The sequence below is a fragment of the Enterobacter sp. RHBSTW-00318 genome, from assembly GCF_014101375.1.
GTDB lineage: Bacteria > Pseudomonadota > Gammaproteobacteria > Enterobacterales > Enterobacteriaceae > Enterobacter > Enterobacter ludwigii.
In genome coordinates, this window is the sequence record NZ_JABXQH010000001.1 from 2870958 (window position 1) to 2897884 (window position 26927).

Here is a 26927-nt window from a genome sequence, read left to right on the forward strand (position 1 = left end):
GAAGATGACTACCCAGGCTGTTTCTGGTCGCCGTTATTTCACAAAGGCATGGCTGCTGGAACAAAAATCGCTGATTGCCCTGCTGGTGTTGATCGCGATTGTTTCGACCATGAGCCCAAACTTTTTTACCGTTAATAACCTGTTCAATATTCTTCAGCAGACGTCGGTTAACGCCATTATGGCGGTAGGGATGACGCTGGTGATTTTGACATCGGGTATCGATCTGTCCGTCGGTTCCCTGCTGGCGCTCACCGGTGCGGTTGCGGCTTCAATTGTAGGGATTGAGGTCAACGCGCTGGTGGCCGTTGCAGCTGCGCTGGCACTTGGGGCGGCAATTGGTGCCGTGACCGGTGTGATTGTGGCGAAAGGTCGCGTTCAGGCGTTCATTGCGACGCTGGTCATGATGCTCCTGCTGCGCGGTGTCACCATGGTTTATACCAACGGCAGTCCGGTAAATACCGGCTTTACGGATAACGCCGATCTGTTTGGCTGGTTCGGTATTGGTCGTCCGCTGGGTATCCCGACGCCGGTCTGGATCATGGCTATCGTTTTCCTCGCGGCGTGGTACATGCTGCATCACACCCGTCTGGGTCGTTATATCTACGCGCTGGGCGGTAACGAAGCGGCAACGCGTCTGTCCGGGATCAGCGTCAATAAAGTCAAAATCATCGTCTATTCGCTGTGTGGTCTGCTGGCCTCTCTGGCAGGCATCATCGAAGTGGCGCGCCTCTCTTCTGCGCAGCCAACGGCGGGGACGGGGTATGAGCTGGATGCCATTGCGGCAGTCGTTCTGGGCGGTACGAGTCTTGCGGGCGGTAAAGGTCGCATTGTTGGGACATTGATCGGCGCACTGATCCTTGGTTTCCTGAATAATGGTTTGAATTTATTAGGTGTTTCCTCCTATTACCAGATGATCGTTAAAGCAGTGGTGATTTTGCTGGCGGTTCTGGTAGACAACAAAAAACAGTAACTGACGACACTACAGGACATCTTAGATATGAACATGAAAAAACTGGCTACCCTGGTTTCTGCTGTCGCGCTGAGCGCAACCGTAAGTGCTAACGCAATGGCGAAAGACACCATCGCGCTGGTTATCTCCACGCTGAACAACCCGTTCTTCGTCTCTCTGAAGGACGGAGCACAGAAAGAAGCTGACAAACTGGGCTACAACCTGGTGGTGCTGGACTCTCAGAACAACCCGGCGAAAGAGCTGGCAAACGTTCAGGACTTAACCGTACGTGGCACCAAAATCCTGCTGATCAACCCAACGGATTCTGACGCCGTGGGTAACGCCGTGAAGATGGCAAACCAGGCGAAGATCCCGGTCATCACCCTTGACCGTCAGGCGACGAAAGGCGACGTAGTCAGCCACATCGCTTCTGATAACGTACTGGGTGGCAAAATCGCGGGTGACTACATCGCGAAGAAAGCGGGTGAAGGCGCGAAAGTTATCGAACTGCAGGGTATTGCCGGTACGTCAGCGGCGCGTGAGCGTGGTGAAGGCTTCCAGCAGGCTGTTGCAGCGCACAAATTTAACGTACTGGCCAGCCAGCCTGCTGACTTCGACCGCACGAAAGGTCTGAACGTGATGCAGAACCTGCTGACCGCGCACCCTGACGTGCAGGCTGTGTTCGCACAGAACGACGAAATGGCGCTGGGCGCGCTGCGTGCTCTGCAGACCGCAGGTAAATCTGATGTGATGGTTGTCGGATTTGACGGCACGCCGGATGGTGAAAAAGCAGTAAAAGATGGCAAACTGGCGGCGACCATCGCTCAGCTGCCTGAGCAGATCGGCGCAACGGGCGTGCAGACTGCTGATAAAGTGCTGAAGGGCGAAAAAGTTCAGGCCAAATATCCTGTTGACCTGAAACTGGTCATCAAGCAGTAAAAGGCGAATCAGGCAGTCGCTGGCTGCCTGAGGGACACCCTATAAAGAAAAGTGTGGCATACGCCACCGGGTCACACCGGTGGCGCTCTCAGATGGACACCTCAACCATGAAAACCGCAGGCAATCTTGTCGTCCTTGGCAGTATCAATGCCGATCACATTCTTAACCTTGAATCGTTCCCGACACCGGGCGAAACCGTCACCGGTAATCAGTATCAGGTGGCATTCGGCGGTAAGGGCGCCAACCAGGCTGTCGCTGCAGGACGCAGTGGGGCGAAGATCGCCTTTATTGCCTGCACGGGTGATGACGATACCGGTGAGCGCGTACGCAAACAGCTGGCCAGCGATAACATTGATATTGCGCCTGTCAGCGTTGTCGAAGGGGAATCAACCGGCGTGGCGCTGATTTTCGTCAACGCGGAAGGTGAGAATGTGATCGGTATTCATGCGGGGGCTAACGCCGCGCTGACCACTGAGCGGGTGAACGCGCAGCGCGAGATCATCGCGCATGCCGAAGCGCTTCTGATGCAGCTGGAATCACCCGTTGAAAGCGTCCTGGCGGCCGCAGAGATAGCGCATCAAAATCATACCACTGTCGTACTCAATCCTGCGCCTGCGCGGGTATTATCAGACGAGCTGCTGGCGCTGGTGGATATCATTACCCCGAACGAAACTGAAGCGGAGAAACTGACAGGCGTTCGCGTTGAAAATGATGACGACGCCGCGCGGGCGGCGAAAGTGCTGCACGATAAAGGCATCGGCACCGTTATCATTACCCTTGGCAGTCGTGGAGTGTGGGCCAGCGTAAACGGGGAAGGCCGTCGCGTGCCTGGCTTTAAGGTTAAGGCGATTGATACCATCGCGGCGGGAGATACCTTTAACGGTGCATTGGTGACTGCGCTGCTGGAAGGCAAGAGAATGGATGATGCTATTCGCTTTGCCCATGCCGCCGCGGCGATTGCCGTAACGCGCAAAGGTGCCCAGCCTTCCGTTCCGTGGCGTAAAGAGATTGATGAATTCTTAAGTCAGCAGGGGTAACGCTTGGCCACAATGAAAGATGTCGCCCGCCAGGCGGGCGTTTCTACGTCGACAGTCTCCCACGTCATTAATAACGATCGCTTCGTTAGCGAGGCGATTCGGGAAAAAGTCGAAGCCGCGGTTAAAGATCTCAACTATGCGCCGTCCGCGCTGGCGCGCAGCCTCAAGCTCAACCAGACGCGCACCATCGGCATGCTGATCACCGCCAGTACCAACCCCTTTTATTCTGAACTTGTTCGCGGTGTCGAACGCAGCTGCTTCGAGCGTGGTTACAGCCTGGTGCTGTGCAATACCGAAGGGGATGAGCAGCGAATGAACCGCAATCTGGAGACGCTGATGCAAAAACGCGTCGACGGGTTACTGCTGCTGTGTACCGAAACACATCAGCCCTCGAAAGAGATTATTCAGCGCTACCCTTCTATTCCCACGGTGATGATGGACTGGGCGCCGTTCGACGGTACCAGCGATCTCATTCAGGATAACTCGCTGCTGGGAGGTGACATGGCCACCCAGTATCTGATCGATAAAGGCTATACCCGCATCGCCTGCATTACCGGCCCCCTGGATAAAACCCCGGCGCGTTTGCGCCTTGAGGGGTATCTTTCTGCGATGGCGCGGGCGGGGCTTACTGTTCCGGATGGCTACCGTATTACCGGTGATTTCGAATTTAACGGCGGCTTTGAAGCTATGCAGAAACTGCTGTCGCAAGCGCAGCGTCCGCAGGCTGTGTTTATCGGCAACGATGCGATGGCGTTTGGCGCGTACCAGGCGTTATATCAGGCGGGGCTGCGTGTTCCACACGATATGGCGGTGATTGGTTACGATGACATTGAACTGGCCCGCTACATGACGCCGCCGCTCACCACGATTCATCAGCCAAAAGATGAACTGGGCGAGCTGGCCATTGATGTGCTTATCCACCGAATGGCCGAGCCCGGCCTGCAGCAGCAACGTCTGCAGCTTACTCCTGTTCTGATGGAACGGGGTTCGGTTTAGCCTTTGCTTTGTGGCGCTCTTTGATCAGGTTGCGGCCATCTTTGGGTTTTAACAGCATAAAGACCAACGCCGACACGACGGTGAGTGCGCCCATGGTAATAAAGGTATAGTGGAACTGTTCGACGGTGTTCGCGCTGTCAAAACCTTCATAAAACCGCAGTACCGCCGCACTGACGGCCACCCCCAGACTGATCGACAACTGCTGAGTCACTGCCAGCACGCTGTTGCCGCTACTGGCGTTATCGTCGGTCAGGTCGGCGAGGGTGATGGTGTTCATCGACGTGAACTGTGTCGACATGGCCATTCCCAGCACAAACAGGGGCAGGATCAGCATCCAGACCGGTAAAGAGGCGGATTGCAGGGAGAACTGCGCGATCATCAGCCCGATAAAGACCGTTACACCTACCAGCGTCTTACGATAGCCAAACCAGCGCAACACCTGCGTGACGGTTGATTTGGCCAGAATAGAGCCCATCGCCGTGGGTGCCATCATGCAACCGGCAATCAGAGCCGGGTAGCCGAAACCCACCTGCAGCATCAATGGCATCAGGAACGGCACGCAGCCCGTCCCCAGGCGTGAGGCAATGTTGCCCGCAATCCCCACGGAAAACGTTCGGGTGTTAAACAGCGACAGAGAAATTAACGGCGTCGGGTGATGTCGTGCATGACGTATATAAAGAAGGAACAGCAAAATACCGCCGAGGATGACGGAGAGTGCAATCCATGTCGCCACGATTTTCTCACCAAACAGCTCCATCCCGCTGGAGAAGAGCACCAGGCTCAGGCCAAACAGGAAAAAACCACGCATATCGAAACGGCGTCTTGGGGTGGTGAAGTTCGGCATATATTTGCGGGCATAAAGCAGCCCCGCGACGCCAATGGGAATATTAATCAGGAAGATCCAGTGCCAGCTTGCCCAGGTAACGAATACCCCGCCGAGAACCGGACCCAGTATGGGGCCGACCAGGCCGGGCATCGTGACGAAGTTGAGCACAGGAAGCAGTTCACTGCGCGGATAGGCGCGCAGTAACGCCAGACGCGCCACGGGCATCATCATTGCCCCGCCAACGCCCTGAAGAACACGGAAGATGACCAGCTCTGTAAGAGACGTTGACAGCGCACAGGCCAGAGAGCCGAGCGTAAAGAGCGTCACGGCCAGCATGAATATTTTGCGGGTGCCGAAGCGGTCAGCCAGCCAGCCGCTCACCGGAATGAGCATCGCGACAGTCAGGGTATAACTGATGATGGCGGACTGCATCGCCAGCGGGGAGCGGTTAAGGCTTTGTGCAATCGCGGGTAGCGCTGTGTTGAGGATGGTGGCATCCAGTGCCTGCATAAAGAACGCCATGGCTGCAATCCACGGCAATCCGGCCATGCTGCGCGCTTTTTTCTCTCTCATTTATGTACCTGCTGGTGGGTTGGCGCGGCCAGCAATGCCTGGCATGCATCCTGGGCTCGCTGCCCGTCGCTCTCCTGAATGGCATCAACAATCGCCTGGTGCAAATCCAGCTTTACCACTTCGTCTTGCGTAATAGAGGTAAAGTAGGTGTGGTATACCGAATGGAATAAAGAGGCAAAGGATGTCAGGAATGGATTGGCGCTCATCATATAGATGTGTTCATGCCAGGCCATATCGACCTCAATCCAGCGTTCGCGGTTGAAGTGTTTTTTCAGGAACACCATCTCTTCCATTAGGGCATTGAGCTGCGCTTTCTGTTCTGCCGTCCCGAGCGTGGCGGCAAGGAGGCAGGCCTGAGGTTCAAGACTGCTGCGCATCACCAGGAAGTGATCGACGACCTGATGAAAGTTATCTTCCGTCATCCACCATGAGAGCAGTTCCTGATCGAGGAAGTTCCAGTTGCTCTGTGGCATCACACGCGTACCAATGCGAGGACGCGGAAGCACCATGCCTTTTGCCGTTAAGGTTTTCACCGCTTCGCGAACGGCGGTACGGCTCACCCCAAACTGCTCACCCAACTCCATTTCACCCGGCAGGATGCTCCCCGGGGCATATTTACCCGCTAAAATCAGCTGAGCCAGTTTTTCTGCCAGCACATACGACAGGTTTTTTTGGGCAGCCAGTTGTTGTGCGCTTAATGGCATCGCGTTTATTCCTTAAAGATTCATGCTGATAATTATGCCACCTCGGGTGTTATTGTGGTTGCAGATACATCAAATAGAACAATTTGTAGCTTGATTTCACCCCTGTTGGTGAAAAAAAACACGGACAGAAACTTTTTTTTAATTTCCTCTTGTCACTTCAGAATAACTCCCTATAATGCGCCTCCACTGACACGGAACAACGGCACACACGCCGCCGGGTCAGCAGAGATAAGCGAAAATAAATGCTTGACTCTGAAGCGGGGAAGCGTAATATGCACACCCCGCGCCGCAGCGAAAACGAAGCGGCACTGCTCTTTAACAATTTATCAGACAATCTGTGTGGGCACTCAAAGTGACATGGATTCTTAATGTCTTCGGACAAAAAATGAATACCAAGTCTCTGAGTGAACATACGTAATTCATTACGAAGTTTAATTCACGAGCATCAAACTTAAATTGAAGAGTTTGATCATGGCTCAGATTGAACGCTGGCGGCAGGCCTAACACATGCAAGTCGAACGGTAGCACAGAGAGCTTGCTCTCGGGTGACGAGTGGCGGACGGGTGAGTAATGTCTGGGAAACTGCCTGATGGAGGGGGATAACTACTGGAAACGGTAGCTAATACCGCATAACGTCGCAAGACCAAAGAGGGGGACCTTCGGGCCTCTTGCCATCAGATGTGCCCAGATGGGATTAGCTAGTAGGTGGGGTAACGGCTCACCTAGGCGACGATCCCTAGCTGGTCTGAGAGGATGACCAGCCACACTGGAACTGAGACACGGTCCAGACTCCTACGGGAGGCAGCAGTGGGGAATATTGCACAATGGGCGCAAGCCTGATGCAGCCATGCCGCGTGTATGAAGAAGGCCTTCGGGTTGTAAAGTACTTTCAGCGGGGAGGAAGGTGTTGTGGTTAATAACCGCAGCAATTGACGTTACCCGCAGAAGAAGCACCGGCTAACTCCGTGCCAGCAGCCGCGGTAATACGGAGGGTGCAAGCGTTAATCGGAATTACTGGGCGTAAAGCGCACGCAGGCGGTCTGTCAAGTCGGATGTGAAATCCCCGGGCTCAACCTGGGAACTGCATTCGAAACTGGCAGGCTAGAGTCTTGTAGAGGGGGGTAGAATTCCAGGTGTAGCGGTGAAATGCGTAGAGATCTGGAGGAATACCGGTGGCGAAGGCGGCCCCCTGGACAAAGACTGACGCTCAGGTGCGAAAGCGTGGGGAGCAAACAGGATTAGATACCCTGGTAGTCCACGCCGTAAACGATGTCGACTTGGAGGTTGTGCCCTTGAGGCGTGGCTTCCGGAGCTAACGCGTTAAGTCGACCGCCTGGGGAGTACGGCCGCAAGGTTAAAACTCAAATGAATTGACGGGGGCCCGCACAAGCGGTGGAGCATGTGGTTTAATTCGATGCAACGCGAAGAACCTTACCTACTCTTGACATCCAGAGAACTTTCCAGAGATGGATTGGTGCCTTCGGGAACTCTGAGACAGGTGCTGCATGGCTGTCGTCAGCTCGTGTTGTGAAATGTTGGGTTAAGTCCCGCAACGAGCGCAACCCTTATCCTTTGTTGCCAGCGGTCCGGCCGGGAACTCAAAGGAGACTGCCAGTGATAAACTGGAGGAAGGTGGGGATGACGTCAAGTCATCATGGCCCTTACGAGTAGGGCTACACACGTGCTACAATGGCGCATACAAAGAGAAGCGAACTCGCGAGAGCAAGCGGACCTCATAAAGTGCGTCGTAGTCCGGATTGGAGTCTGCAACTCGACTCCATGAAGTCGGAATCGCTAGTAATCGTAGATCAGAATGCTACGGTGAATACGTTCCCGGGCCTTGTACACACCGCCCGTCACACCATGGGAGTGGGTTGCAAAAGAAGTAGGTAGCTTAACCTTCGGGAGGGCGCTTACCACTTTGTGATTCATGACTGGGGTGAAGTCGTAACAAGGTAACCGTAGGGGAACCTGCGGTTGGATCACCTCCTTACCTTAAAGAACCTGCCTTTGTAGTGCTCACACAGATTGTCTGATGAAAAGTAAATAGCAAGGCGTCTTGCGATTGAGACTTCAGTGTCCCCTTCGTCTAGAGGCCCAGGACACCGCCCTTTCACGGCGGTAACAGGGGTTCGAATCCCCTAGGGGACGCCACTTGCTGGTTCGTGAGTGAAAGTCACCTGCCGACATATCTCAAAACTCATCTTCGGGTGACGTTTGAGATATTTGCTCTTTAAAAATCTGGATCAAGCTGAAAATTGAAACGACACACATGTTATGTGTGTTCGAGTCTCTCAAATTTTCGCAAACCGGTGATGAATCGAAAGAAACATCTTCGGGTTGTGAGGTTAAGCGACTAAGCGTACACGGTGGATGCCCTGGCAGTCAGAGGCGATGAAGGACGTGCTAATCTGCGAAAAGCGCCGGCGAGGTGATATGAACCTTTGACCCGGCGATGTCCGAATGGGGAAACCCAGTGTGTTCCGACACACTATCGTTAACTGAATACATAGGTTAACGAGGCGAACCGGGGGAACTGAAACATCTAAGTACCCCGAGGAAAAGAAATCAACCGAGATTCCCCCAGTAGCGGCGAGCGAACGGGGAGCAGCCCAGAGTCTGAATCAGCTTGTGTGTTAGTGGAAGCGTCTGGAAAGTCGCACGGTACAGGGTGACAGTCCCGTACACGAAAGCACACAGGCTGTGAACTCGAAGAGTAGGGCGGGACACGTGGTATCCTGTCTGAATATGGGGGGACCATCCTCCAAGGCTAAATACTCCTGACTGACCGATAGTGAACCAGTACCGTGAGGGAAAGGCGAAAAGAACCCCGGCGAGGGGAGTGAAAAAGAACCTGAAACCGTGTACGTACAAGCAGTGGGAGCCTCTTTTATGGGGTGACTGCGTACCTTTTGTATAATGGGTCAGCGACTTATATTCTGTAGCAAGGTTAACCGTATAGGGGAGCCGAAGGGAAACCGAGTCTTAACTGGGCGTTAAGTTGCAGGGTATAGACCCGAAACCCGGTGATCTAGCCATGGGCAGGTTGAAGGTTGGGTAACACTAACTGGAGGACCGAACCGACTAATGTTGAAAAATTAGCGGATGACTTGTGGCTGGGGGTGAAAGGCCAATCAAACCGGGAGATAGCTGGTTCTCCCCGAAAGCTATTTAGGTAGCGCCTCGTGAACTCATCTTCGGGGGTAGAGCACTGTTTCGGCTAGGGGGCCATCCCGGCTTACCAACCCGATGCAAACTACGAATACCGAAGAATGTTATCACGGGAGACACACGGCGGGTGCTAACGTCCGTCGTGAAGAGGGAAACAACCCAGACCGCCAGCTAAGGTCCCAAAGTCATGGTTAAGTGGGAAACGATGTGGGAAGGCACAGACAGCCAGGATGTTGGCTTAGAAGCAGCCATCATTTAAAGAAAGCGTAATAGCTCACTGGTCGAGTCGGCCTGCGCGGAAGATGTAACGGGGCTAAACCATGCACCGAAGCTGCGGCAGCGACACTATGTGTTGTTGGGTAGGGGAGCGTTCTGTAAGCCGTTGAAGGTGTCCTGTGAGGGGTGCTGGAGGTATCAGAAGTGCGAATGCTGACATAAGTAACGATAAAGCGGGTGAAAAGCCCGCTCGCCGGAAGACCAAGGGTTCCTGTCCAACGTTAATCGGGGCAGGGTGAGTCGACCCCTAAGGCGAGGCCGAAAGGCGTAGTCGATGGGAAACAGGTTAATATTCCTGTACTTGGTGTTACTGCGAAGGGGGGACGGAGAAGGCTATGTTAGCCGGGCGACGGTTGTCCCGGTTTAAGCATGTAGGCGGAGGTTCCAGGTAAATCCGGTTCCTTGTTAACGCTGAGGTGTGATGACGAGGCACTACGGTGCTGAAGTAACAAATGCCCTGCTTCCAGGAAAAGCCTCTAAGCATCAGGTAACATCAAATCGTACCCCAAACCGACACAGGTGGTCAGGTAGAGAATACCAAGGCGCTTGAGAGAACTCGGGTGAAGGAACTAGGCAAAATGGTGCCGTAACTTCGGGAGAAGGCACGCTGATATGTAGGTGAAGCCCCTGCGGGTGGAGCTGAAATCAGTCGAAGATACCAGCTGGCTGCAACTGTTTATTAAAAACACAGCACTGTGCAAACACGAAAGTGGACGTATACGGTGTGACGCCTGCCCGGTGCCGGAAGGTTAATTGATGGGGTTAGCGGTAACGCGAAGCTCTTGATCGAAGCCCCGGTAAACGGCGGCCGTAACTATAACGGTCCTAAGGTAGCGAAATTCCTTGTCGGGTAAGTTCCGACCTGCACGAATGGCGTAATGATGGCCAGGCTGTCTCCACCCGAGACTCAGTGAAATTGAACTCGCTGTGAAGATGCAGTGTACCCGCGGCAAGACGGAAAGACCCCGTGAACCTTTACTATAGCTTGACACTGAACACTGGTCCTTGATGTGTAGGATAGGTGGGAGGCTTTGAAGCGTGGACGCCAGTCTGCGTGGAGCCAACCTTGAAATACCACCCTTTAATGGCTGGTGTTCTAACGTAGACCCGTAATCCGGGTTGCGGACAGTGTCTGGTGGGTAGTTTGACTGGGGCGGTCTCCTCCCAAAGAGTAACGGAGGAGCACGAAGGTTAGCTAATCCTGGTCGGACATCAGGAGGTTAGTGCAATGGCATAAGCTAGCTTGACTGCGAGAGTGACGGCTCGAGCAGGTGCGAAAGCAGGTCATAGTGATCCGGTGGTTCTGAATGGAAGGGCCATCGCTCAACGGATAAAAGGTACTCCGGGGATAACAGGCTGATACCGCCCAAGAGTTCATATCGACGGCGGTGTTTGGCACCTCGATGTCGGCTCATCACATCCTGGGGCTGAAGTAGGTCCCAAGGGTATGGCTGTTCGCCATTTAAAGTGGTACGCGAGCTGGGTTTAGAACGTCGTGAGACAGTTCGGTCCCTATCTGCCGTGGGCGCTGGAGAATTGAGGGGGGCTGCTCCTAGTACGAGAGGACCGGAGTGGACGCATCACTGGTGTTCGGGTTGTCATGCCAATGGCACTGCCCGGTAGCTAAATGCGGAAGAGATAAGTGCTGAAAGCATCTAAGCACGAAACTTGCCCCGAGATGAGTTCTCCCTGAGACTTTAAGTCTCCTGAAGGAACGTTGAAGACTACGACGTTGATAGGTCGGGTGTGTAAGCGCAGCGATGCGTTGAGCTAACCGATACTAATGAACCGTGAGGCTTAACCTTACAACGCCGAAGATGTTTTGGCGATGAGAGACGATTTTCAGCTGATACAGATAACAGAATTTGCCTGGCGGCTTTAGCGCGGTGGTCCCACCTGACCCCATGCCGAACTCAGAAGTGAAACGCCGTAGCGCCGATGGTAGTGTGGGGTCTCCCCATGTGAGAGTAGGGAACTGCCAGGCATCAATTAAAAGAACCCCGTACCGTATGGTGCGGGGTTTTTTGCTTTGGGTTTTTCCCGTCATCAGAGAGAGCATCAGACAGCACACCAATTCAAAATAAACGCGGCGATCTCCTCAACGTTATTCAAATCCAGTACCGGTATCTCCAGATCCAGGGCTACGTCACTGGCGACTGCAATCACATGCTCATCGAGCGTCAGCTCGTGAACATCATGCCCGGCATGGCTTCTGAACAGCAGGATCTTTGCCACCGCGTCATGCTTAAACCCCTCAACCAGCACCAGATCCAGAGTAGAGTGATCCATCCGGCTAACCAGATACATGAGATCCAGCGGCGCTTCATCCGGTGTTTCAGTCATCAATGCCCAGCGCTGATCACTCGCCACCATCGTTTGGGCTGCTCCCGCCTTACGCAGCTCATAGCTGTCTTTTCCCGGCTTATCGACATCCATATTGTGATGCGTATGCTTAATTAATCCGGGGCGAACACCTTTAGCGCAAAGCGCAGGGATCAGTTTTTTCAGCAGCGTCGTTTTCCCGGTACCACTCCAGGCTGAAATGGCCAAAACAGGTATCATTTTTTCTCCTGCATCATCTGCAAATCTTCTGTGGTATTGACGTTCATAAACGCCGACTTCAAATCGCTAAAATCGACGGAATGGCCGCCTGACTGGCGCATAAAAGCCATCACCCTGCGCTCTCCTGCCGTCAGGTACTCCTGTAACGCCGGAACTAACGAACGGTGGATCAACGCAACAGCAGGGTGGTCGCGCTCACCGTCATGGGCCCAGACAACGGGTGCGCTACCACGAAGCCGTACCATGCGTTCGACAAGACAAGACGGAATAAACGGGGTATCACACGGACAGAAGATAAACCACTCTCCGTGCGACTGCTGCATAACCGAAAGCATACCGGCCAGCGGCCCGGGGTAATTCTCCTGGGTATCCTCGTAAACGGGATACCCGCTACGCTGATAAACATCTCTATGCCTGTTAGCGCTGATGGCCATTGTCATGACCTGGCCCGCAAGCGTATCAGCGACATGCTGCCAGAGTGGCTTACCGTTAAGGAGCTGAAGACCTTTATCTTTCCCCCCCATTCGGGTTGCCTTGCCACCCGCCAGAACAACGCCGATTATTTGCTGGCCATGATTCATGAATATCGCCTCTTTTATTGTGGGATTGACCCTGCTAACGTGTCACTCTCAATGAAAGGAGCACCACCATGAAATGTAAACGTCTGAATGAAGTCATTGAACTCCTCCAGCCGGCCTGGCAAAAAGAGCCAGAGCTTAATCTGATGCAATTTTTACAGAAACTGGCGAAAGAGTCAGGTTTTGACGGCGAACTGACAGACCTTTCTGACGATATCCTGATCTACCATCTCAAAATGCGCGACTCTGCCAAAGACGCTGTTATTCCTGGTATTCAGAAAGATTATGAGGAAGATTTTAAAACCGCGTTGCTGCGCGCACGTGGCGTAATTAAAGAGTAAAAGCTTGTAAGCGGCGGCACCGAAATCGCCACAAGATGATATCCTGAATCATTCGTATAATTTCCGGATGATCGGATGAACGACCAGGCTTTTACTTTCCAGACATTACACCCGGATACCATTATGGATGCGCTGTTTGAACAGGGTATTCGGGTGGATTCCGGGCTAACCCCCTTAAATAGCTACGAAAACCGCGTCTATCAGTTTCAGGACGAGGATCGTCAGCGCTTCGTCGTAAAGTTCTATCGCCCTCAACGTTGGTCCGCAGAACAAATTCAGGAAGAGCACCAGTTTGCTCATGATCTGCTGGATGATGATGTTCCCGTTGCTGCGCCGCTTAAATTTAATAACCAAACGCTGCTCACCCACGAAGGGTTTTACTACGCCGTATTCCCAAGCCTGGGGGGCCGCCAGTTTGAAGCGGATAATATCGATCAAATGGAGTGGGTTGCCCGATATCTGGGACGCATTCACCAGACGGGACGCAAAGAAGACTTTATTGCCCGTCCGACAATCGGTATTAAGGAATACCTGCTTGAACCTCGTCAGGTATTTGAAACCTCGGCGCTAATCCCCAAAGCTCTTAAGGATAATTTCCTCAACGCGACCGATAAACTTATTGATGCGGTGAAAACCTGCTGGCGCGATGATATTTCCGTTCTGCGTCTGCACGGCGATTGTCACGCTGGTAATATTCTCTGGCGTGATGGCCCGCTGTTCGTCGATCTCGATGATGCACGTATGGGGCCAGCGGTTCAGGACCTGTGGATGCTGCTCAATGGCGATAAAGCTGAGCAACGGATGCAGCTTGAAACGATTATTGAGGCCTATGAAGAGTTTAGCCCTTTTAATTCAGACGAAATTGTCCTGATTGAACCTTTACGCGCGATGCGTTTTGTTTATTATCTCGCATGGTTAATCAGGCGTTGGGACGATCCTGCATTTCCCCGTAATTTCCCGTGGCTTACCGGAGAGGATTACTGGCGCAGCCAGATATCCACATTTACTGAGCAGGTTAAGGTTCTTAAGGAGCCCCCTCTGCAATTAACGCCGATGTATTAATTGGACACACCCAGGAGAGAGTTAATCATGAAAAAAATTTGGCTGGCGCTGGCAGGTATGATTCTGGCATTTAGCGCTTCTGCTGCGCAGTTTACCGACGGCAAACAGTATACGACACTGGAAAAGCCAGTCGCTGGCGAGCCACAGGTTCTGGAGTTCTTCTCGTTTTATTGCCCACATTGCTATCAGTTCGAGCAGGTGCTGCATGTTTCCGATAACGTGAAGAAAAAGCTTCCAGAAGGCACCAAAATGACCAAGTATCACGTTGAGTTCCTGGGTCCATTGGGTAAAGACCTGACTCAGGCGTGGGCGGTAGCTATCGCGCTGGGCGTGGAAGATAAGATCACTGCACCAATGTTTGAAGCAGTCCAGAAAACCCAGACAGTTCAGACGACTGCAGATATCCGTAAAGTCTTCGTGGATGCCGGTGTGAAAGGTGAAGAATACGACGCGGCATGGAACAGCTTTGTGGTGAAATCTCTGGTAGCCCAGCAGGAAAAAGCCGCCGCAGACCTTCAGCTGCAGGGCGTTCCGGCGATGTATGTTAACGGCAAATATCAGCTGAACACGCAGGGCATGGACACCAGCAGCATGGATATCTTCGTACAGCAGTACGCGGATACCGTGAAATATCTGGTCGAGAAGAAGTAAGATCAATAAAGAAAAAAACGCCGGTCACTGACCGGCGTTTTTGTATGAAGATTTAATCTTTTCTATCTGTTCATCTTTCTCATTCCAGAGCGTATTCAGCCAACGCTGGAAAAGACGTTTGAAATTCTTATCGTTAACGTAATCCCCGTGCAACCCGTCATCAACCGGCACCAGCTCGATGCGTACAACGATCCGCGTCAGCTTGCCGCTGAGCATATCGAAGAAGGGTGTCCTGTCGTTTTCCGGATAGCAGAGCGTGACGTTGAGTAATTTATCGAACTGCGCGCCCAACACGTTAAGCGCCATCGCAATGCCCGCAGCCTTGGGCGGCAGCAGGTGCTGATAAGGAGAGCGAGTTTGTTGACGCTTCTCTTCCGTAAAGCGCGAGCCTTCCACGAAGTTCACAATGGTTGTCGGATGCGCGCGAAATTTTTCGCAGGAACGGCGCGTGGTTTCCACATCTTTACCACGACGCTCCGGATGACGAAGCAAATAGCTGCGCGAATAGCGTTTCATAAACGGCATATCGAGCGCCCAGCAGGCCAGACCGATAAAAGGTACCCAGGCGAGCTGCTGTTTCAGGAAGTATTTGTTCATCGGGATATGTTTGCGGAAAAGCACGCATAACACCACGATGTCAGCCCAGCTGTGGTGGTTGCAGATAAGCAGGTACCAGTTCTTTTTGTTGAGGCCTTCAAGCCCTTCCACATCCCACTTCAGGTGTGGGTTCAGGTACAACAGGAACGCCAGTCCTTCACACCAGCAGTACATCATAAAATTACAAAATGCGGATACGGCTCGCCATACCACGGGCACGGGCAGCAGCAACTTAATGATGCCGGCAATAATGATCGGCACAGAACAGGCGACAGTCACCAGAATAGTTAAAATGATGCTTAAAGGTAATGTTATTGCTGCGAGCAATCTCGACATGATGAGCTTTTTCAGATGGTTAGCTGTAAGTGAGCGGCCGGCTATCCGGTGCAGGGCGCTGATTTTATCAGAAATCAGACAAAATAAGGGTGCTTTCATGCCAGGCGTTGCGGGATAACGCCCGGGAGCAGAAGATTTCGCTATAACGGCATGCGGCCCAGGGCTTATATCCACATAGACTAAATTGTCATCAATTGGCCATAAAGATCAAATGAAAGATAATAAATCTATGATATATAGCATCTATTTATTATGAGGTATGTACTTTTAGCGTCTGTTATTCCTGTGACGTAAAAGTATGCACAAACTTATCCACAGATTTATTTTTGCGAGCGTTCCTCACGATCGTAAAATCTTTTCCTGTATCTGGCGCTAATAACTGATGTTTTCATCCTTCTGTGGCATCCTTTACGCATAAATTGATTAAAGGCACGGACATTATGGTTCAGATCCCAGAAAACCCTCTTATTCTCGTCGACGGCTCTTCTTACCTGTATCGGGCGTATCATGCGTTTCCTCCTCTGACCAATAGCGCAGGGGAACCTACCGGCGCAATGTACGGCGTGCTAAACATGCTGCGCAGCCTGATTCTTCAGTACCAGCCAACCCATGCGGCAGTGGTGTTTGATGCGAAAGGTAAAACCTTCCGCGACGAGCTTTTTGAGCATTACAAATCTCACCGTCCGCCAATGCCTGACGATCTGCGTGCGCAGATTGAACCGCTGCACGCGATGGTAAAAGCGATGGGCTTGCCGCTGCTGGCCGTCTCTGGGGTCGAAGCCGATGACGTAATAGGTACGCTGGCACGTGAAGCAGAAAAAATGGGTCGTCCGGTACTGATCAGTACAGGGGATAAAGATATGGCGCAGCTGGTAACGCCAGGTATCACCCTGATTAACACCATGACCAACACCATCCTGGGGCCTGAAGAGGTGGTCACAAAATATGGCGTGCCGCCAGAGCTGATTATCGACTTCCTCGCGCTGATGGGCGACTCCTCGGATAACATCCCGGGTGTACCTGGCGTGGGTGAAAAGACCGCCCAGGCTCTGCTTCAGGGATTGGGCGGGCTGGATACGCTATACGCGGAGCCGGACAAAATCGCCGGGCTCTCCTTCCGTGGTGCAAAAACCATGGCCGGAAAGCTGGAAGAGAACAAAGAGGTGGCTTATCTCTCCTATAAGCTGGCAACCATTAAAACCGATGTTGAACTGGAACTGGAACTGGGTTGTGAGCAGCTGGAAGTGCAGCAGCCTTCCGCAGACGAACTGCTAAGCCTGTTTAAGAAATACGAATTCAAGCGCTGGACCACGGACGTGGAAGCCGGTAAATGGCTGCAGGCAAAAGGGGCCAAACCGGCCGCTAAGCCAAAGGAGACGATTGTCATTGATGCCGAAGAGCTGGCAGAAGAAGAGGCCATCGCGCTCTCTTTCGACAATTACGAAACCCTCCTTGAAGAGTCACAGCTGGTGGCGTGGATTGAGAAACTCAAAAAAGCGCCGTTCTTTGCCTTCGACACGGAAACCGACAGCCTCGATAACATCTCGGCCAATATGGTCGGCCTGTCATTTGCGACGGAGCCGGGAATGGCGGCCTATGTGCCCGTTGCACATGATTACCTCGATGCGCCTGATCAGATCCCGCGTGAGCGTGTGCTGGAGCTGCTGAAGCCGATTCTGGAAGATGACAAGGCGCTTAAGGTCGGGCAAAACCTCAAATATGATCGCGGCATTCTGCAAAACTATGGCATTGAGCTGCGCGGCATTGCGTTCGATACCATGCTGGAATCTTACATTCTCGACAGCGTGGCGGGTCGTCACGATATGGACTCCTTATCCGACCGTTGGCTCAAGCATAAGACCATTACCTTTGAAGAGATTGCCGGAAAAGGTAAAAACCAGCTCACCTTCAATCAGATTGCCCTGGAAGAAGCGGGTCGCTACGCGGCCGAAGACGCCGATGTCACGCTGCAACTGCACCTGAAGATGTGGCCAAAACTGCAGAAGCACGAAGGTCCGCTGAACGTGTTCCAGCACATTGAGATGCCGCTGGTACCTGTGCTCTCGCGCATTGAGCGCAACGGCGTAAAAATTGATCCGACGGTGCTGCATAACCACTCCGGAGAACTGGCGCAGCGGTTGACCGAGCTTGAGCAGAAGGCGCATGAGCTTGCCGGCGAACCGTTTAACCTTTCGTCTCCGAAACAGCTTCAGACCATCCTGTTTGAAAAACAGGGAATTAAGCCGCTGAAGAAAACCCCTGGCGGCGCGCCATCAACGTCTGAAGAAGTGCTTGAGGAACTGGCGCTGGATTACCCGCTGCCAAAAGTGATTCTCCAGTACCGTGGTCTGGCGAAGCTGAAGTCTACCTATACCGATAAACTTCCGCTGATGATCAACCCTAAAACGGGCCGCGTGCATACCTCGTATCATCAGGCTGTGGCGGCGACCGGTCGTCTCTCCTCGACCGATCCAAATCTGCAGAACATTCCGGTACGTAATGAAGAAGGCCGTCGTATCCGTCAGGCGTTTATCGCGCCAGACGACTACCTGATCGTCTCGGCCGACTACTCGCAAATTGAGCTGCGTATTATGGCGCACCTGTCACGCGACAAGGGGCTGCTGACGGCCTTTGCGGAAGGAAAGGATATCCACCGTGCAACGGCGGCTGAAGTCTTTGGGCTGCCGCTGGACAGCGTGACTCACGAGCAACGTCGCAGTGCGAAGGCGATCAACTTCGGTCTGATCTACGGCATGAGCGCCTTTGGCCTTTCGCGCCAGCTCAACATTCCGCGTAAAGAGTCGCAGAAGTATATGGATCTCTACTTCGAGCGTTATCCGGGCGTGCTGGAATATATGGAGCGCACCCGTGCGCAGGCGAAGGAGAAAGGCTACGTCGAAACCCTGGATGGTCGTCGCCTTTATCTGCCGGACATCAAATCAAGCAACGCCGCGCGTCGTGCCGGTGCAGAACGTGCTGCCATCAACGCCCCGATGCAGGGGACGGCGGCAGACATTATTAAGCGCGCGATGATTGCGGTTGATGCCTGGCTGGAAAAAGAGAAGCCACGCGTGAAGATGATCATGCAGGTACACGATGAACTGGTATTCGAAGTCCACAAAGATGATCTGGACACCGTGTCGAAGAAGATCCACGAACTGATGGAAAGCAGCATGACGCTTGACGTGCCGTTGCTGGTGGAAGTGGGCAGCGGTGAAAACTGGGATCAAGCTCACTAAAGGTTCTGCCAATAACGCGCTTTTTATGTAAGTTAGCAACATAACAAAGTGCGTTTTGTGACGATCATTAGAATTCCCTATGTAAAGAATGAAAAAAAACTACAAAAAGTGCTTTTTCTACAGCAAAAAAAGGGGTAGAGTTATTCGCGTAGGGTACAGAGGTAAGATGTTCTATCTTTCAGACCTTTTACTTCACGTAATCGGATTTGGCTGAATATTTTAGCCGCCCCAGTCAGTAATGACTGGGGCGTTTTTTATTGCGGCAAAGAAAAATCCAGGCAAAAAAAAGCGCGGACATCGCCGCGCTCGGTATTACTCTTCTTCCGCTTCCGTCGCGGGTTCCAGCTCGTTGAACCAGCTATCAAGCTTCTGACGCAGCTTGTCGACACCCTGCTTTTTCAGCGAGGAGAACGGCTCCACCTGTACGTCGCCGTTAAAAGCCAGCACCGCTTCGCGAACCATATTCACCTGCGCTTTACGCGCGCCGCTCGCCAGCTTATCCGCTTTAGTCAGCAGTACCAGCACGGCTATCTCACTTGAGACAGCCCAGTCGATCATCTGCTGATCAAGATCTTTCAGGGGATGGCGGATATCCATCAGCACCACCAGACCTTTCAGGCACTGGCGTTTTTCCAGGTATTCACCCAGCGCGCGCTGCCATTTGATCTTCATCTCTTCCGGTACTTGCGCGTAACCATATCCCGGTAAGTCGACCAGGCGTTTGCCTTCTGCCACTTCAAACAGGTTAATCAGCTGAGTACGGCCAGGTGTTTTTGAGGTACGCGCCAGGCTCTTCTGATTGGTCAGCGTATTCAGGGCGCTGGATTTCCCCGCGTTAGAGCGGCCAGCAAAAGCCACTTCAATGCCAGTATCAGAAGGAAGGTGGCGGATATCGGGCGCACTGGTGACAAAATGCGTCTGTTGGTAGTTCCAGGTAGTCACGTGGTCGTCTCCAAAATCGTAATCTGAGGGGGATTATACCTGAATGCCGGCAAAAGACTTTTTTGATTGCACAGTGCCTGTAGGTTAAAACCCTGGCGGTTGTGAGAGATCGGCTATGAATACTATGGGAGATTTCAGAGAATTCGCAGGCGTTAAAAAAGCCAAATTGTTTTAAATCATAAGCTTATTCTCGGGTAATTATCTGAAAATCCGTTTTTGTGCCGTTTCGTTGCTTGTCAGTTTAACTGAACAGGGTAAAGTGTGCGTCAGGGCGAGGAAGCCAACAGGAAACAGACTTAAGGATTAGGGTCAGGAGCGCCAGGAGGCGAAGACGCAGGATTGTCAGGATGACCAACGCCTGGAGGCGTTTTAACAGGAAACGGAACCGTATCACGGACGGTATTAGCCAAGGGATAAACAGGGTTTGTTGTTGGCAAACACGGAATGTCTGACCCGTTAAGGGTTGTGAGTCAGGAAAAAAGGCGACAGATTGCTCTGTCGCCTTTTTTCTTTGCTTGCTTTCTGCTAGATTTCGCCGCAATTCTATACTGAAGAAAACGACTTAAAGATAAAACATCATGAAAAAACCGACCTCCGCTGCGGGCGCTAAACGCCCTGCAAAAGCACACCGCAAAACGCGCGAAGAACTGAACCAGGAATCGCGCGATCGCAAACGCGATAAAAAACATCGCGGTCATGCTGCGGGTAGCCGTGCAAACGGTGGTGATGCTTCTGGCGCTTCTGCGAAAAACAAGCAGCAGAAAGACCCACGTATTGGCAGTAAAACACCTGTTCCACTGGGCGTGACAGACACCCCGGTCACTAAGCAGCACAAACCAAAGAGCGAGAAACCTATGCTTTCACCGCAGGCTGAGCTGGATTTGCTGGAGAACGATGAGCGCCTGGACGCGCTGCTGGAACGTCTTGAAGAGGGTGAAACCCTGACCGCCGAAGAGCAGTCATGGGTTGATGCCAAACTGGACCGCATTGATGAGCTGATGCAGAAGCTGGGTCTGTCTTACGACGATGACGAAGACGAAGAAGAAGACGAAAAGCAGGAAGATATGATGCGTCTTCTGAAGGGTGGAAACTAACATTTGCATCCGGCAGGGACGATAGTCCTGCTAATAACCCTTCCGGTTATATGTTATCTGGTGTGGTTATTCGTTAAACTACGGCGGTTGTCGCGGCGACAGAAGTGGCTGCGCACCCGAGTGATGGCCCGCGATGGGGCCAGAACGGGCCGCCGTATGCGAACGCGACACCAACGGAAGGAGTGAGCATGTCTGTACCAACTATCGACTGGGATTTGGCCCTAATCCAGAAATATAACTATTCCGGGCCGCGTTATACGTCATACCCCACCGCGCTGGAGTTCTCCGATAGTTTCGGCGAAGCGGCGTTTCAGCAGGCTGTCGCGCGCTACCCCGAGCGTCCGCTGTCGCTCTATGTCCATATTCCGTTCTGCCACAAGCTCTGCTACTTCTGCGGCTGCAATAAAATCGTTACCCGTCAGCAACATAAAGCCGATCAGTATCTGGATGCGCTGGAGCAGGAGATTCTGCACCGTGCCCCGCTGTTTGCCGGCCGTCACGTCAGCCAGCTTCACTGGGGTGGGGGGACGCCAACGTATCTGAATAAAGCGCAGATCAGCCGTTTAATGACGCTCCTGCGCAACAACTTCCGTTTTAACGACGATGCTGAAATCTCGATCGAGGTCGATCCGCGCGAAATTGAGCTGGATGTACTGGATCACTTACGCGCTGAAGGTTTCAATCGCCTGAGCATGGGCGTGCAGGACTTCAACAAAGAGGTGCAGCGGCTGGTGAACCGTGAGCAGGATGAAGAGTTTATCTTTGCCTTACTCAACCACGCCCGCGATATCGGCTTTACGTCGACCAATATCGACCTGATTTACGGCCTGCCTAAGCAAACGCCGGAGAGCTTCGCCTTCACGCTGAAACGCGTGGCCGAACTCAACCCAGACCGCCTGAGCGTCTTTAACTATGCGCATCTGCCGACGCTGTTTGCCGCTCAGCGCAAAATCAAAGATGCCGATCTGCCTTCTGCCCAACAGAAGCTGGATATTCTGCAGGAAACCATCGCCTCGCTGACCGAAGCCGGTTATCAGTTCATCGGCATGGATCACTTTGCTCGTCCGGATGACGAGCTGGCTATTGCCCAGCGCGAAGGCGTACTGCACCGAAATTTCCAGGGCTACACCACCCAGGGCGACACCGATTTGCTGGGGATGGGCGTCTCCGCCATCAGCATGATCGGGGACTGCTACGCGCAGAACCAGAAAGAGCTGAAGCTTTACTACCAGCAGGTAGATGACGCGGGCAGCGCGCTGTGGCGCGGTATCGTGTTAACGCGCGATGACTGCATCCGTCGTGATGTGATTAAGGCGCTCATCTGTAACTTCCGTCTTGATTTCAGCGACGTGGAAGCGCAGTGGGATCTGCATTTCAGCGATTACTTTGCTGATGACCTGAAGCTGTTAGCGCCTCTGGCAAAAGATGGGCTGGTGGATGTTTCAGAACGTGCAATTGACGTGACACCCAAAGGGCGCCTGTTGATTCGTAACATCTGCATGTGCTTCGACGCCTATCTGCGTCAGAAAGCGCGTCTGCAGCAGTTCTCACGCGTCATTTAAGACGTGCCAACATATTTGGCCGGGTAAGGCGAAGCCGCTACCCGGCTTTTTTGTTAGCGACTCTCTAGCTAAACAGCCCAACCAGCGCCGCGCACAGCACAGCAGCAACGGCTGTTTGTGGCGTGTGGCTTTCAGCTGCTCCACTTGAGAGCATATTCACTAATGTTTCCAGCATGATGATCACCCTCACTTTCCGGGCACGATCATACAAAAATCATTGATACAGTAAAGCGCAAAATAGCAGCAATTTGCGCTCAATTAATAACCTTTACACAAGGGTAAAGATCACTCCATGCCCAGCTCTTTCAGCTTACGCGTCAGGGTATTACGTCCCCATCCCAGCAGGCGTGCCGCTTCCTGCTTATGGCCCTGTGTATGGCGGAGTGCGGTGGTCAACAGCGTGCGCTCCATCTCGGGCTGGGCTTCAGACAGCAAGTTTTGATGACCGGAACGCAGCGCGCGATCGGCCCACTGTGCCAGCAGTGTCGCCCAGCTGTCAGGCAATGCATGTCCGGTGCTGCTTTCTGGCGCAGTCGCTTCAAACAGTTCAGCCGGTAAATCCTGAATCAGGACTTCCTGTCCGGCGGCCATTACGGTCAACCAGCGACAGGTGTTTTCCAGCTGACGCACGTTGCCCGGCCACGCCAGACGGGTGAGGGCGGCATCGGTTTCCGGGTGCAGCTGCTTGGCTTCCACGCCCAGCTCACGGGCAGCGACCTGCAGAAAATGACGCGCCAGGCGGGGAATATCTTCACGGCGTTCACGTAGCGGTGGCAAATGAACGCGGATCACGTTCAGGCGATGGAATAAATCCTCACGGAATTTACCTTCCTGGACGCGCTGCTCCAGATTCTGGTGCGTCGCGGCAATAATGCGTACATCGACCTTCACCGGCGCATAGCCACCTACGCGATAAAACTGTCCGTCGGCCAACACGCGCAGCAGACGGGTCTGGACATCCAGCGGCATATCGCCGATTTCATCCAGGAAGAGTGTTCCACCGTCAGCCTGCTCGAAGCGACCCTGGCGAATGGTATTCGCGCCGGTAAAAGCCCCTTTCTCATGGCCAAACAGTTCGGATTCAATTAAATCCTTTGGGATGGCGGCCATATTCAGGGCGATAAACGGTGCTTTTGCCCGCGGGCTGTGGCGATGTAAGGCATGCGCTACCAGCTCTTTACCGGTTCCCGATTCACCGTTAATCAGTACGCTGATGGACGAGCGTGACAGACGGCCAATGATACGAAACACATCCTGCATGGCCGGCGCTTCGCCAATGATGTCCGTCGTGGGCCCGAAGTCAGGCGTGTGACGAGGCTGCTGCTGCTCCTGGTAGTGGCTGATCGCGCGCTCAACCAGGGCGACCGCTTCGTCGATATCAAACGGTTTGGGCAGGTAATCGAACGCCCCTTGCTGATAGGCGCTCACCGCGGCGTCCAGGTCGGAATGCGCCGTCATTATGATGACCGGAAGCATAGGATGGCGTTGTTTGATCTGCTTTAAAAGCGCCAGCCCGTCCATTCCCGGCATGCGAATATCCGAAAGCAGCACATCCGGCGTTTTGGTGGTGAGTGCGTCGAGCACTTCGCTGCCGCTCTCAAACGTCGTGCAGCTTAATCCTGCCCCTGTGAGCGCGCGTTCAAGCACCCAACGGATGGAGCTATCGTCATCGACTACCCAGACTATCCCTCGTTGCATAAACGTCACCTTTATTTTTTAATCGGCAGGAAAACCGAAAACTCGGTATGTCCCGGCCAACTGGTAAATTCAATTTTTCCAGAGTGTTGATCGATCAAACTACGGGCAATGGATAACCCCAGGCCGGTACCGCCTTCGCGACCGCTGACCATCGGGTAGAACAGGGTGTCCTGAAGATGCGACGGAATACCCGGCCCGTTGTCCTCAACGTCGATGCGGGCAGCCAGACGATAGCGCACGCCGTGCAGCGTGAGCTGGAACGCGGTGCGGGTGCGCAAAATAATTTCGCCCCCTTCCGGCCCTAGTGCCTGCAGGGCATTACGCACAATATTCAGCAAGACCTGCTCAATCTGATCCGGGTCGTGCGCCAGTTCCGGCAGGCTTGGGTCGTAGTCACGGACCAGCGTGACGTTCTCCGGCAGCTCCATCGAGACGAGTTTCACAACCCGCTCAGCTACTTTATGAATACTTTCTGAGACATGCATGCCGGGCTGTTGTGGCCCGAGCAGACGGTCAACCAGGTTACGCAGGCGGTCTGCCTGCTCAATAATGACGTTGGTGTACTCCGCCAGCGCAGGGTCGGGCAGCGCTTTGGTCAGGAGTTGTGCCGCACCGCGTAAGCCACCCAGCGGGTTCTTGATTTCATGCGCCAGGCCTCGCACTAGGTCACGGGCGGCAATTTGCTGAGCATGCTGAAGTTGTTCCTGGCTCAGGCGGCGCTGATTATCCATCGGCGCCATTTCAAGCAGGATCAGCCCTTCTGGAAGCCGTTGTGCGGTAAGCGATAAAATATGTGAGCGCCCGTCGATCACCAGCGTGACTTCGTTATCGGTAAAGCCCTGACCGGCCTGCAGACTTTCCTGCATCAGGCCAATATTCAGCGAGAAATAGCTCAATAATTCCGGAAGCGGGGTGCCAAACAGTTTGCGTGAGCTCTGGGCGAGCAGCTGCTGCGCCGCCGGGTTGGCGTAATGTACGGCCAGCTCGTCGTCGACCAGCAAAATACTGTTAATTAAAGAATTGAGGATCTGCCCAGCATCGGGCAGCGTGCCAGTTGCCATTCAGCAGTCTCCTGGAGTTGGTTGCACTAATTTAGTGCAGTATAGCTTTTTCGTCGTAAAAAGCGCGTGAAATCAGTTTGTTGGTGGAGAAAAAAGCCCATCCGGAGATGGGCTGAAAGTTTCCACGGCAACAAATAAAAGCTTGTGAGATCGCGCGTAAAAGGGCGCGCGAAACTCATTGAAACTTAAACGCTGTAGTACAGTTCGAACTCAACCGGGTGTGGCGTCATACGCACACGGTCGTTCTCTTCAGTACGCAGGGCGATGTAAGCATCGATAGCGTCGTCAGTGAACACGCCACCCGCAGTCAGGAACTCGCGGTCTGCGTCCAGCGCCTGCAGGGCTTCTTCCAGAGAGCCTGCAACCTGTGGGATCTCTTTCGCTTCTTCTGGCGGCAGGTCATACAGGTTTTTGTCCATGGCTTCGCCTGGGTGGATCTTGTTCTTGATACCGTCCAGACCCGCCATCAGCAGTGCTGCGAAGCACAGGTATGGGTTAGCAGCTGGATCCGGGAAGCGAACTTCGATACGACGCGCTTTAGGAGACGCTACCACAGGGATACGGATAGAAGCAGAACGGTTACGCGCAGAGTACGCCAGCATTACCGGTGCTTCGTAGCCTGGGACCAGACGCTTGTAGGAGTTAGTGGTTGGGTTCGCCAGGGCGTTGATCGCTTTAGCGTGTTTGATTACGCCGCCAATGTAATACAGAGCCTGCTCAGACAGACCGGCATATTTGTCGCCAGAGAACAGGTTGGTTCCGTTCTTGGACAGAGACATGTGGCAGTGCATACCGGAACCGTTATCGCCGAACATTGGTTTTGGCATGAAGGTCGCGGTTTTACCGAAACGGTGCGCAACGTTGTGCACAACGTATTTGTAGATCTGAATTTCGTCTGCTTTTTTGGTCATGGTGTTGAAGCGGGTTGCCACTTCGTTCTGACCCGCAGTCGCCACTTCGTGGTGGTGAGCTTCAACCACCAGGCCCATCTCTTCCATCACCAGACACATGGTGGAACGGATGTCCTGAGCGGAGTCGACCGGAGGAACCGGGAAGTAACCGCCTTTAACGCCAGGACGGTGACCTTTGTTACCACCTTCGTATTTGGTGGAGGAGTTCCATGCACCTTCGATATCGTCGATGGCAACGTGGGAGCCAGAAATAGAGGCACCAAAACGGATGTCATCAAACAGGAAGAATTCTGGCTCTGGCCCGAACAGTACGGTGTCTGCGATACCGGTTGAACGCAGGTACTCTTCAGCGCGTTTCGCGATGGAGCGTGGGTCGCGGTCGTAGCCCTGCAGTGTGCCTGGCTCGAGGATGTCGCAACGGATGATCAGGGTTGGTTCTTCGAAGAACGGATCAATGACCGCAGTGGAAGCGTCAGGCATCAGAACCATGTCAGATTCGTTGATACCTTTCCAGCCGCCAATGGAGGAGCCGTCAAACATTTTGCCTTCTTCAAAGAATTCGGCGTTTACCTGATGAGCAGGAATAGTGACGTGCTGTTCTTTACCTTTGGTATCGGTGAAGCGCAGATCAACAAACTTCACTTCATGTTCGTTCAGCATCGTCAAAACGTGTTCAGCGGACATACTTAACTCTCCAGATTGGTCATTGTCGTCGTGGTAACGAGGTCTTCAATTTCTGTCTTGGGCTGGCTGTGTGCCATTTTTTTGCCGTATTTTTATAAAGCGAAATCTGTGCCAACTTTTAAAACACCCCAAAAAGGC

The 26927-nt window shown here is 53.2% G+C and carries 20 protein-coding genes, 1 tRNA gene and 3 rRNA genes; 14 read left to right on the forward strand and 10 right to left on the reverse strand.

Annotated features, from left to right (window positions below; genetic code table 11):
• Positions 1 to 4: 4 nt before the first annotated feature.
• From rbsC to rbsR, 4 genes are all read left to right on the forward strand, one after another.
• Positions 5 to 970 carry a ribose ABC transporter permease gene (gene rbsC, locus HV157_RS14225; RefSeq protein WP_020882772.1) on the forward strand — a complete coding sequence of 322 codons (966 nt, stop codon included), beginning with the start codon at positions 5 to 7 and terminating at the stop codon, positions 968 to 970.
• A gap of 27 nt (positions 971 to 997) precedes the next feature.
• Positions 998 to 1888, forward strand: coding sequence for a ribose ABC transporter substrate-binding protein RbsB (gene rbsB, locus HV157_RS14230; protein WP_014172267.1), 891 nt, complete (start codon positions 998 to 1000; stop codon positions 1886 to 1888).
• Between the two features lie 107 nt (positions 1889 to 1995).
• Positions 1996 to 2925 (forward strand): ribokinase, encoded by a 930-nt coding sequence (rbsK, locus tag HV157_RS14235; RefSeq protein ID WP_032681931.1) that lies wholly within the window; start codon positions 1996 to 1998, stop codon positions 2923 to 2925.
• Between the two features lie 3 nt (positions 2926 to 2928).
• Positions 2929 to 3921, forward strand: coding sequence for a ribose operon transcriptional repressor RbsR (gene rbsR / locus HV157_RS14240; RefSeq protein WP_072255737.1), 993 nt, complete (start codon positions 2929 to 2931; stop codon positions 3919 to 3921).
• Here the strand turns inward: rbsR and mdtD are convergent.
• Positions 3887 to 5320, reverse strand: coding sequence for a multidrug transporter subunit MdtD (gene mdtD, locus HV157_RS14245; protein WP_049021939.1), 1434 nt, complete (start codon positions 5318 to 5320; stop codon positions 3887 to 3889). The genes rbsR and mdtD overlap by 35 nt on opposite strands.
• Positions 5317 to 6024, reverse strand: coding sequence for a FadR/GntR family transcriptional regulator (locus HV157_RS14250; RefSeq protein WP_020882776.1), 708 nt, complete (start codon positions 6022 to 6024; stop codon positions 5317 to 5319). Before HV157_RS14250 ends, mdtD begins: the two co-directional genes overlap by 4 nt.
• A gap of 453 nt (positions 6025 to 6477) precedes the next feature.
• Between HV157_RS14250 and HV157_RS14255 the strand changes: the two genes are divergently transcribed.
• The 4 genes from HV157_RS14255 to rrf all read left to right on the forward strand — a co-directional run bounded on the left by HV157_RS14255 (position 6478) and on the right by rrf (position 11455).
• Positions 6478 to 8017: ribosomal RNA gene (locus HV157_RS14255) — 16S ribosomal RNA — on the forward strand.
• Positions 8018 to 8102: 85 nt separating this feature from the next.
• A tRNA-Glu gene (locus HV157_RS14260) sits at positions 8103 to 8178 on the forward strand.
• 192 nt (positions 8179 to 8370) lie between these two features.
• A 23S ribosomal RNA gene (locus HV157_RS14265) occupies positions 8371 to 11276 on the forward strand.
• Between the two features lie 63 nt (positions 11277 to 11339).
• Positions 11340 to 11455: ribosomal RNA gene (gene rrf, locus HV157_RS14270) — 5S ribosomal RNA — on the forward strand.
• Together the 16S, 23S and 5S rRNA genes with 1 tRNA gene alongside form the textbook arrangement of a ribosomal RNA operon.
• Before the next feature lie 74 nt (positions 11456 to 11529).
• Here rrf and mobB read toward each other — a convergent pair.
• Both mobB and mobA read right to left on the reverse strand, forming a co-directional pair.
• Positions 11530 to 12033 carry a molybdopterin-guanine dinucleotide biosynthesis protein MobB gene (gene mobB / locus HV157_RS14275; protein ID WP_032680055.1) on the reverse strand — a complete coding sequence of 168 codons (504 nt, stop codon included), beginning with the start codon at positions 12031 to 12033 and terminating at the stop codon, positions 11530 to 11532.
• Positions 12030 to 12614 carry a molybdenum cofactor guanylyltransferase MobA gene (mobA, locus tag HV157_RS14280; protein WP_182269151.1) on the reverse strand — a complete coding sequence of 195 codons (585 nt, stop codon included), beginning with the start codon at positions 12612 to 12614 and terminating at the stop codon, positions 12030 to 12032. The genes mobB and mobA overlap by 4 nt, the downstream gene beginning before the upstream one ends.
• Positions 12615 to 12682: 68 nt before the next feature.
• Here mobA and HV157_RS14285 point away from each other — a divergent pair, with 68 nt between their 5' ends.
• From HV157_RS14285 to dsbA, 3 genes are all read left to right on the forward strand, one after another.
• Entirely contained in the window at positions 12683 to 12952 is a 270-nt protein-coding gene (locus HV157_RS14285; protein ID WP_010436801.1) for a YihD family protein, read from the forward strand.
• A gap of 75 nt (positions 12953 to 13027) precedes the next feature.
• Positions 13028 to 14014, forward strand: a complete 987-nt coding sequence (locus HV157_RS14290) for a serine/threonine protein kinase (RefSeq protein WP_182269152.1) — start codon at positions 13028 to 13030, stop codon at positions 14012 to 14014.
• A gap of 27 nt (positions 14015 to 14041) precedes the next feature.
• The gene (gene dsbA, locus HV157_RS14295; protein ID WP_020883990.1) at positions 14042 to 14665 is read left to right on the forward strand and encodes a thiol:disulfide interchange protein DsbA; all 624 of its coding nucleotides are present in this window, start codon (positions 14042 to 14044) and stop codon (positions 14663 to 14665) included.
• Positions 14666 to 14689: 24 nt separating this feature from the next.
• On the opposite strand, the gene HV157_RS14300 is transcribed toward dsbA, so the two are convergent.
• On the reverse strand, positions 14690 to 15598 hold the full coding sequence (locus HV157_RS14300) for an acyltransferase (RefSeq protein WP_032679750.1): 909 nt from the start codon (positions 15596 to 15598) through the stop codon (positions 14690 to 14692).
• A gap of 440 nt (positions 15599 to 16038) precedes the next feature.
• On the opposite strand from HV157_RS14300, the gene polA reads away from it, so the two are divergent.
• Positions 16039 to 18837, forward strand: coding sequence for a DNA polymerase I (gene polA, locus HV157_RS14305; protein WP_182269153.1), 2799 nt, complete (start codon positions 16039 to 16041; stop codon positions 18835 to 18837).
• A gap of 312 nt (positions 18838 to 19149) precedes the next feature.
• Here the strand turns inward: polA and yihA are convergent, their stop codons facing one another.
• A complete protein-coding gene (yihA, locus tag HV157_RS14310; protein WP_014172255.1) occupies positions 19150 to 19779 on the reverse strand; it encodes a ribosome biogenesis GTP-binding protein YihA/YsxC in 630 nt (209 codons plus the stop codon).
• Between the two features lie 578 nt (positions 19780 to 20357).
• Between yihA and yihI the strand changes: the two genes are divergently transcribed.
• Complete coding sequence (yihI, locus tag HV157_RS14315) at positions 20358 to 20873, forward strand: Der GTPase-activating protein YihI (protein ID WP_014172254.1); 516 nt, start codon at positions 20358 to 20360, stop codon at positions 20871 to 20873.
• Between the two features lie 188 nt (positions 20874 to 21061).
• Positions 21062 to 22435, forward strand: a complete 1374-nt coding sequence (gene hemN, locus HV157_RS14320; protein WP_182269154.1) for an oxygen-independent coproporphyrinogen III oxidase — start codon at positions 21062 to 21064, stop codon at positions 22433 to 22435.
• Between the two features lie 64 nt (positions 22436 to 22499).
• On the opposite strand, the gene HV157_RS14325 is transcribed toward hemN, so the two are convergent.
• The 4 genes from HV157_RS14325 to glnA all read right to left on the reverse strand — a co-directional run bounded on the left by HV157_RS14325 (position 22500) and on the right by glnA (position 26789).
• Positions 22500 to 22610 carry a YshB family small membrane protein gene (locus HV157_RS14325; protein WP_032670298.1) on the reverse strand — a complete coding sequence of 37 codons (111 nt, stop codon included), beginning with the start codon at positions 22608 to 22610 and terminating at the stop codon, positions 22500 to 22502.
• Between the two features lie 110 nt (positions 22611 to 22720).
• On the reverse strand, positions 22721 to 24133 hold the full coding sequence (gene glnG / locus HV157_RS14330) for a nitrogen regulation protein NR(I) (protein WP_020883985.1): 1413 nt from the start codon (positions 24131 to 24133) through the stop codon (positions 22721 to 22723).
• Between the two features lie 11 nt (positions 24134 to 24144).
• Complete coding sequence (gene glnL / locus HV157_RS14335) at positions 24145 to 25194, reverse strand: nitrogen regulation protein NR(II) (RefSeq protein ID WP_014172250.1); 1050 nt, start codon at positions 25192 to 25194, stop codon at positions 24145 to 24147.
• Between the two features lie 185 nt (positions 25195 to 25379).
• The gene (gene glnA / locus HV157_RS14340; protein ID WP_014172249.1) at positions 25380 to 26789 is read right to left on the reverse strand and encodes a glutamate--ammonia ligase; all 1410 of its coding nucleotides are present in this window, start codon (positions 26787 to 26789) and stop codon (positions 25380 to 25382) included.
• Positions 26790 to 26927: the final 138 nt, after the last annotated feature.

Excerpts from the sequence above, each read along its gene's own strand:
- rbsC (WP_020882772.1), top strand. The coding sequence starts at position 5 with ATGACTACCCAGGCTGTTTCTGGTCGCCGTTATTTCACAAAGGCATGG.
- rbsB (WP_014172267.1), top strand. The coding sequence starts at position 998 with ATGAACATGAAAAAACTGGCTACCCTGGTTTCTGCTGTCGCGCTGAGC.
- rbsK (WP_032681931.1), top strand. The coding sequence starts at position 1,996 with ATGAAAACCGCAGGCAATCTTGTCGTCCTTGGCAGTATCAATGCCGAT.
- mdtD (WP_049021939.1), bottom strand. The coding sequence starts at position 5,320 with ATGAGAGAGAAAAAAGCGCGCAGCATGGCCGGATTGCCGTGGATTGCA.
- HV157_RS14250 (WP_020882776.1), bottom strand. The coding sequence starts at position 6,024 with ATGCCATTAAGCGCACAACAACTGGCTGCCCAAAAAAACCTGTCGTAT.
- mobB (WP_032680055.1), bottom strand. The coding sequence starts at position 12,033 with ATGATACCTGTTTTGGCCATTTCAGCCTGGAGTGGTACCGGGAAAACG.
- mobA (WP_182269151.1), bottom strand. The coding sequence starts at position 12,614 with ATGAATCATGGCCAGCAAATAATCGGCGTTGTTCTGGCGGGTGGCAAG.
- HV157_RS14285 (WP_010436801.1), top strand. The coding sequence starts at position 12,683 with ATGAAATGTAAACGTCTGAATGAAGTCATTGAACTCCTCCAGCCGGCC.
- HV157_RS14290 (WP_182269152.1), top strand. The coding sequence starts at position 13,028 with ATGAACGACCAGGCTTTTACTTTCCAGACATTACACCCGGATACCATT.
- dsbA (WP_020883990.1), top strand. The coding sequence starts at position 14,042 with ATGAAAAAAATTTGGCTGGCGCTGGCAGGTATGATTCTGGCATTTAGC.
- HV157_RS14300 (WP_032679750.1), bottom strand. The coding sequence starts at position 15,598 with ATGTCGAGATTGCTCGCAGCAATAACATTACCTTTAAGCATCATTTTA.
- polA (WP_182269153.1), top strand. The coding sequence starts at position 16,039 with ATGGTTCAGATCCCAGAAAACCCTCTTATTCTCGTCGACGGCTCTTCT.
- yihI (WP_014172254.1), top strand. The coding sequence starts at position 20,358 with ATGAAAAAACCGACCTCCGCTGCGGGCGCTAAACGCCCTGCAAAAGCA.
- hemN (WP_182269154.1), top strand. The coding sequence starts at position 21,062 with ATGTCTGTACCAACTATCGACTGGGATTTGGCCCTAATCCAGAAATAT.
- HV157_RS14325 (WP_032670298.1), bottom strand. The coding sequence starts at position 22,610 with ATGCTGGAAACATTAGTGAATATGCTCTCAAGTGGAGCAGCTGAAAGC.
- glnG (WP_020883985.1), bottom strand. The coding sequence starts at position 24,133 with ATGCAACGAGGGATAGTCTGGGTAGTCGATGACGATAGCTCCATCCGT.
- glnL (WP_014172250.1), bottom strand. The coding sequence starts at position 25,194 with ATGGCAACTGGCACGCTGCCCGATGCTGGGCAGATCCTCAATTCTTTA.
- glnA (WP_014172249.1), bottom strand. The coding sequence starts at position 26,789 with ATGTCCGCTGAACACGTTTTGACGATGCTGAACGAACATGAAGTGAAG.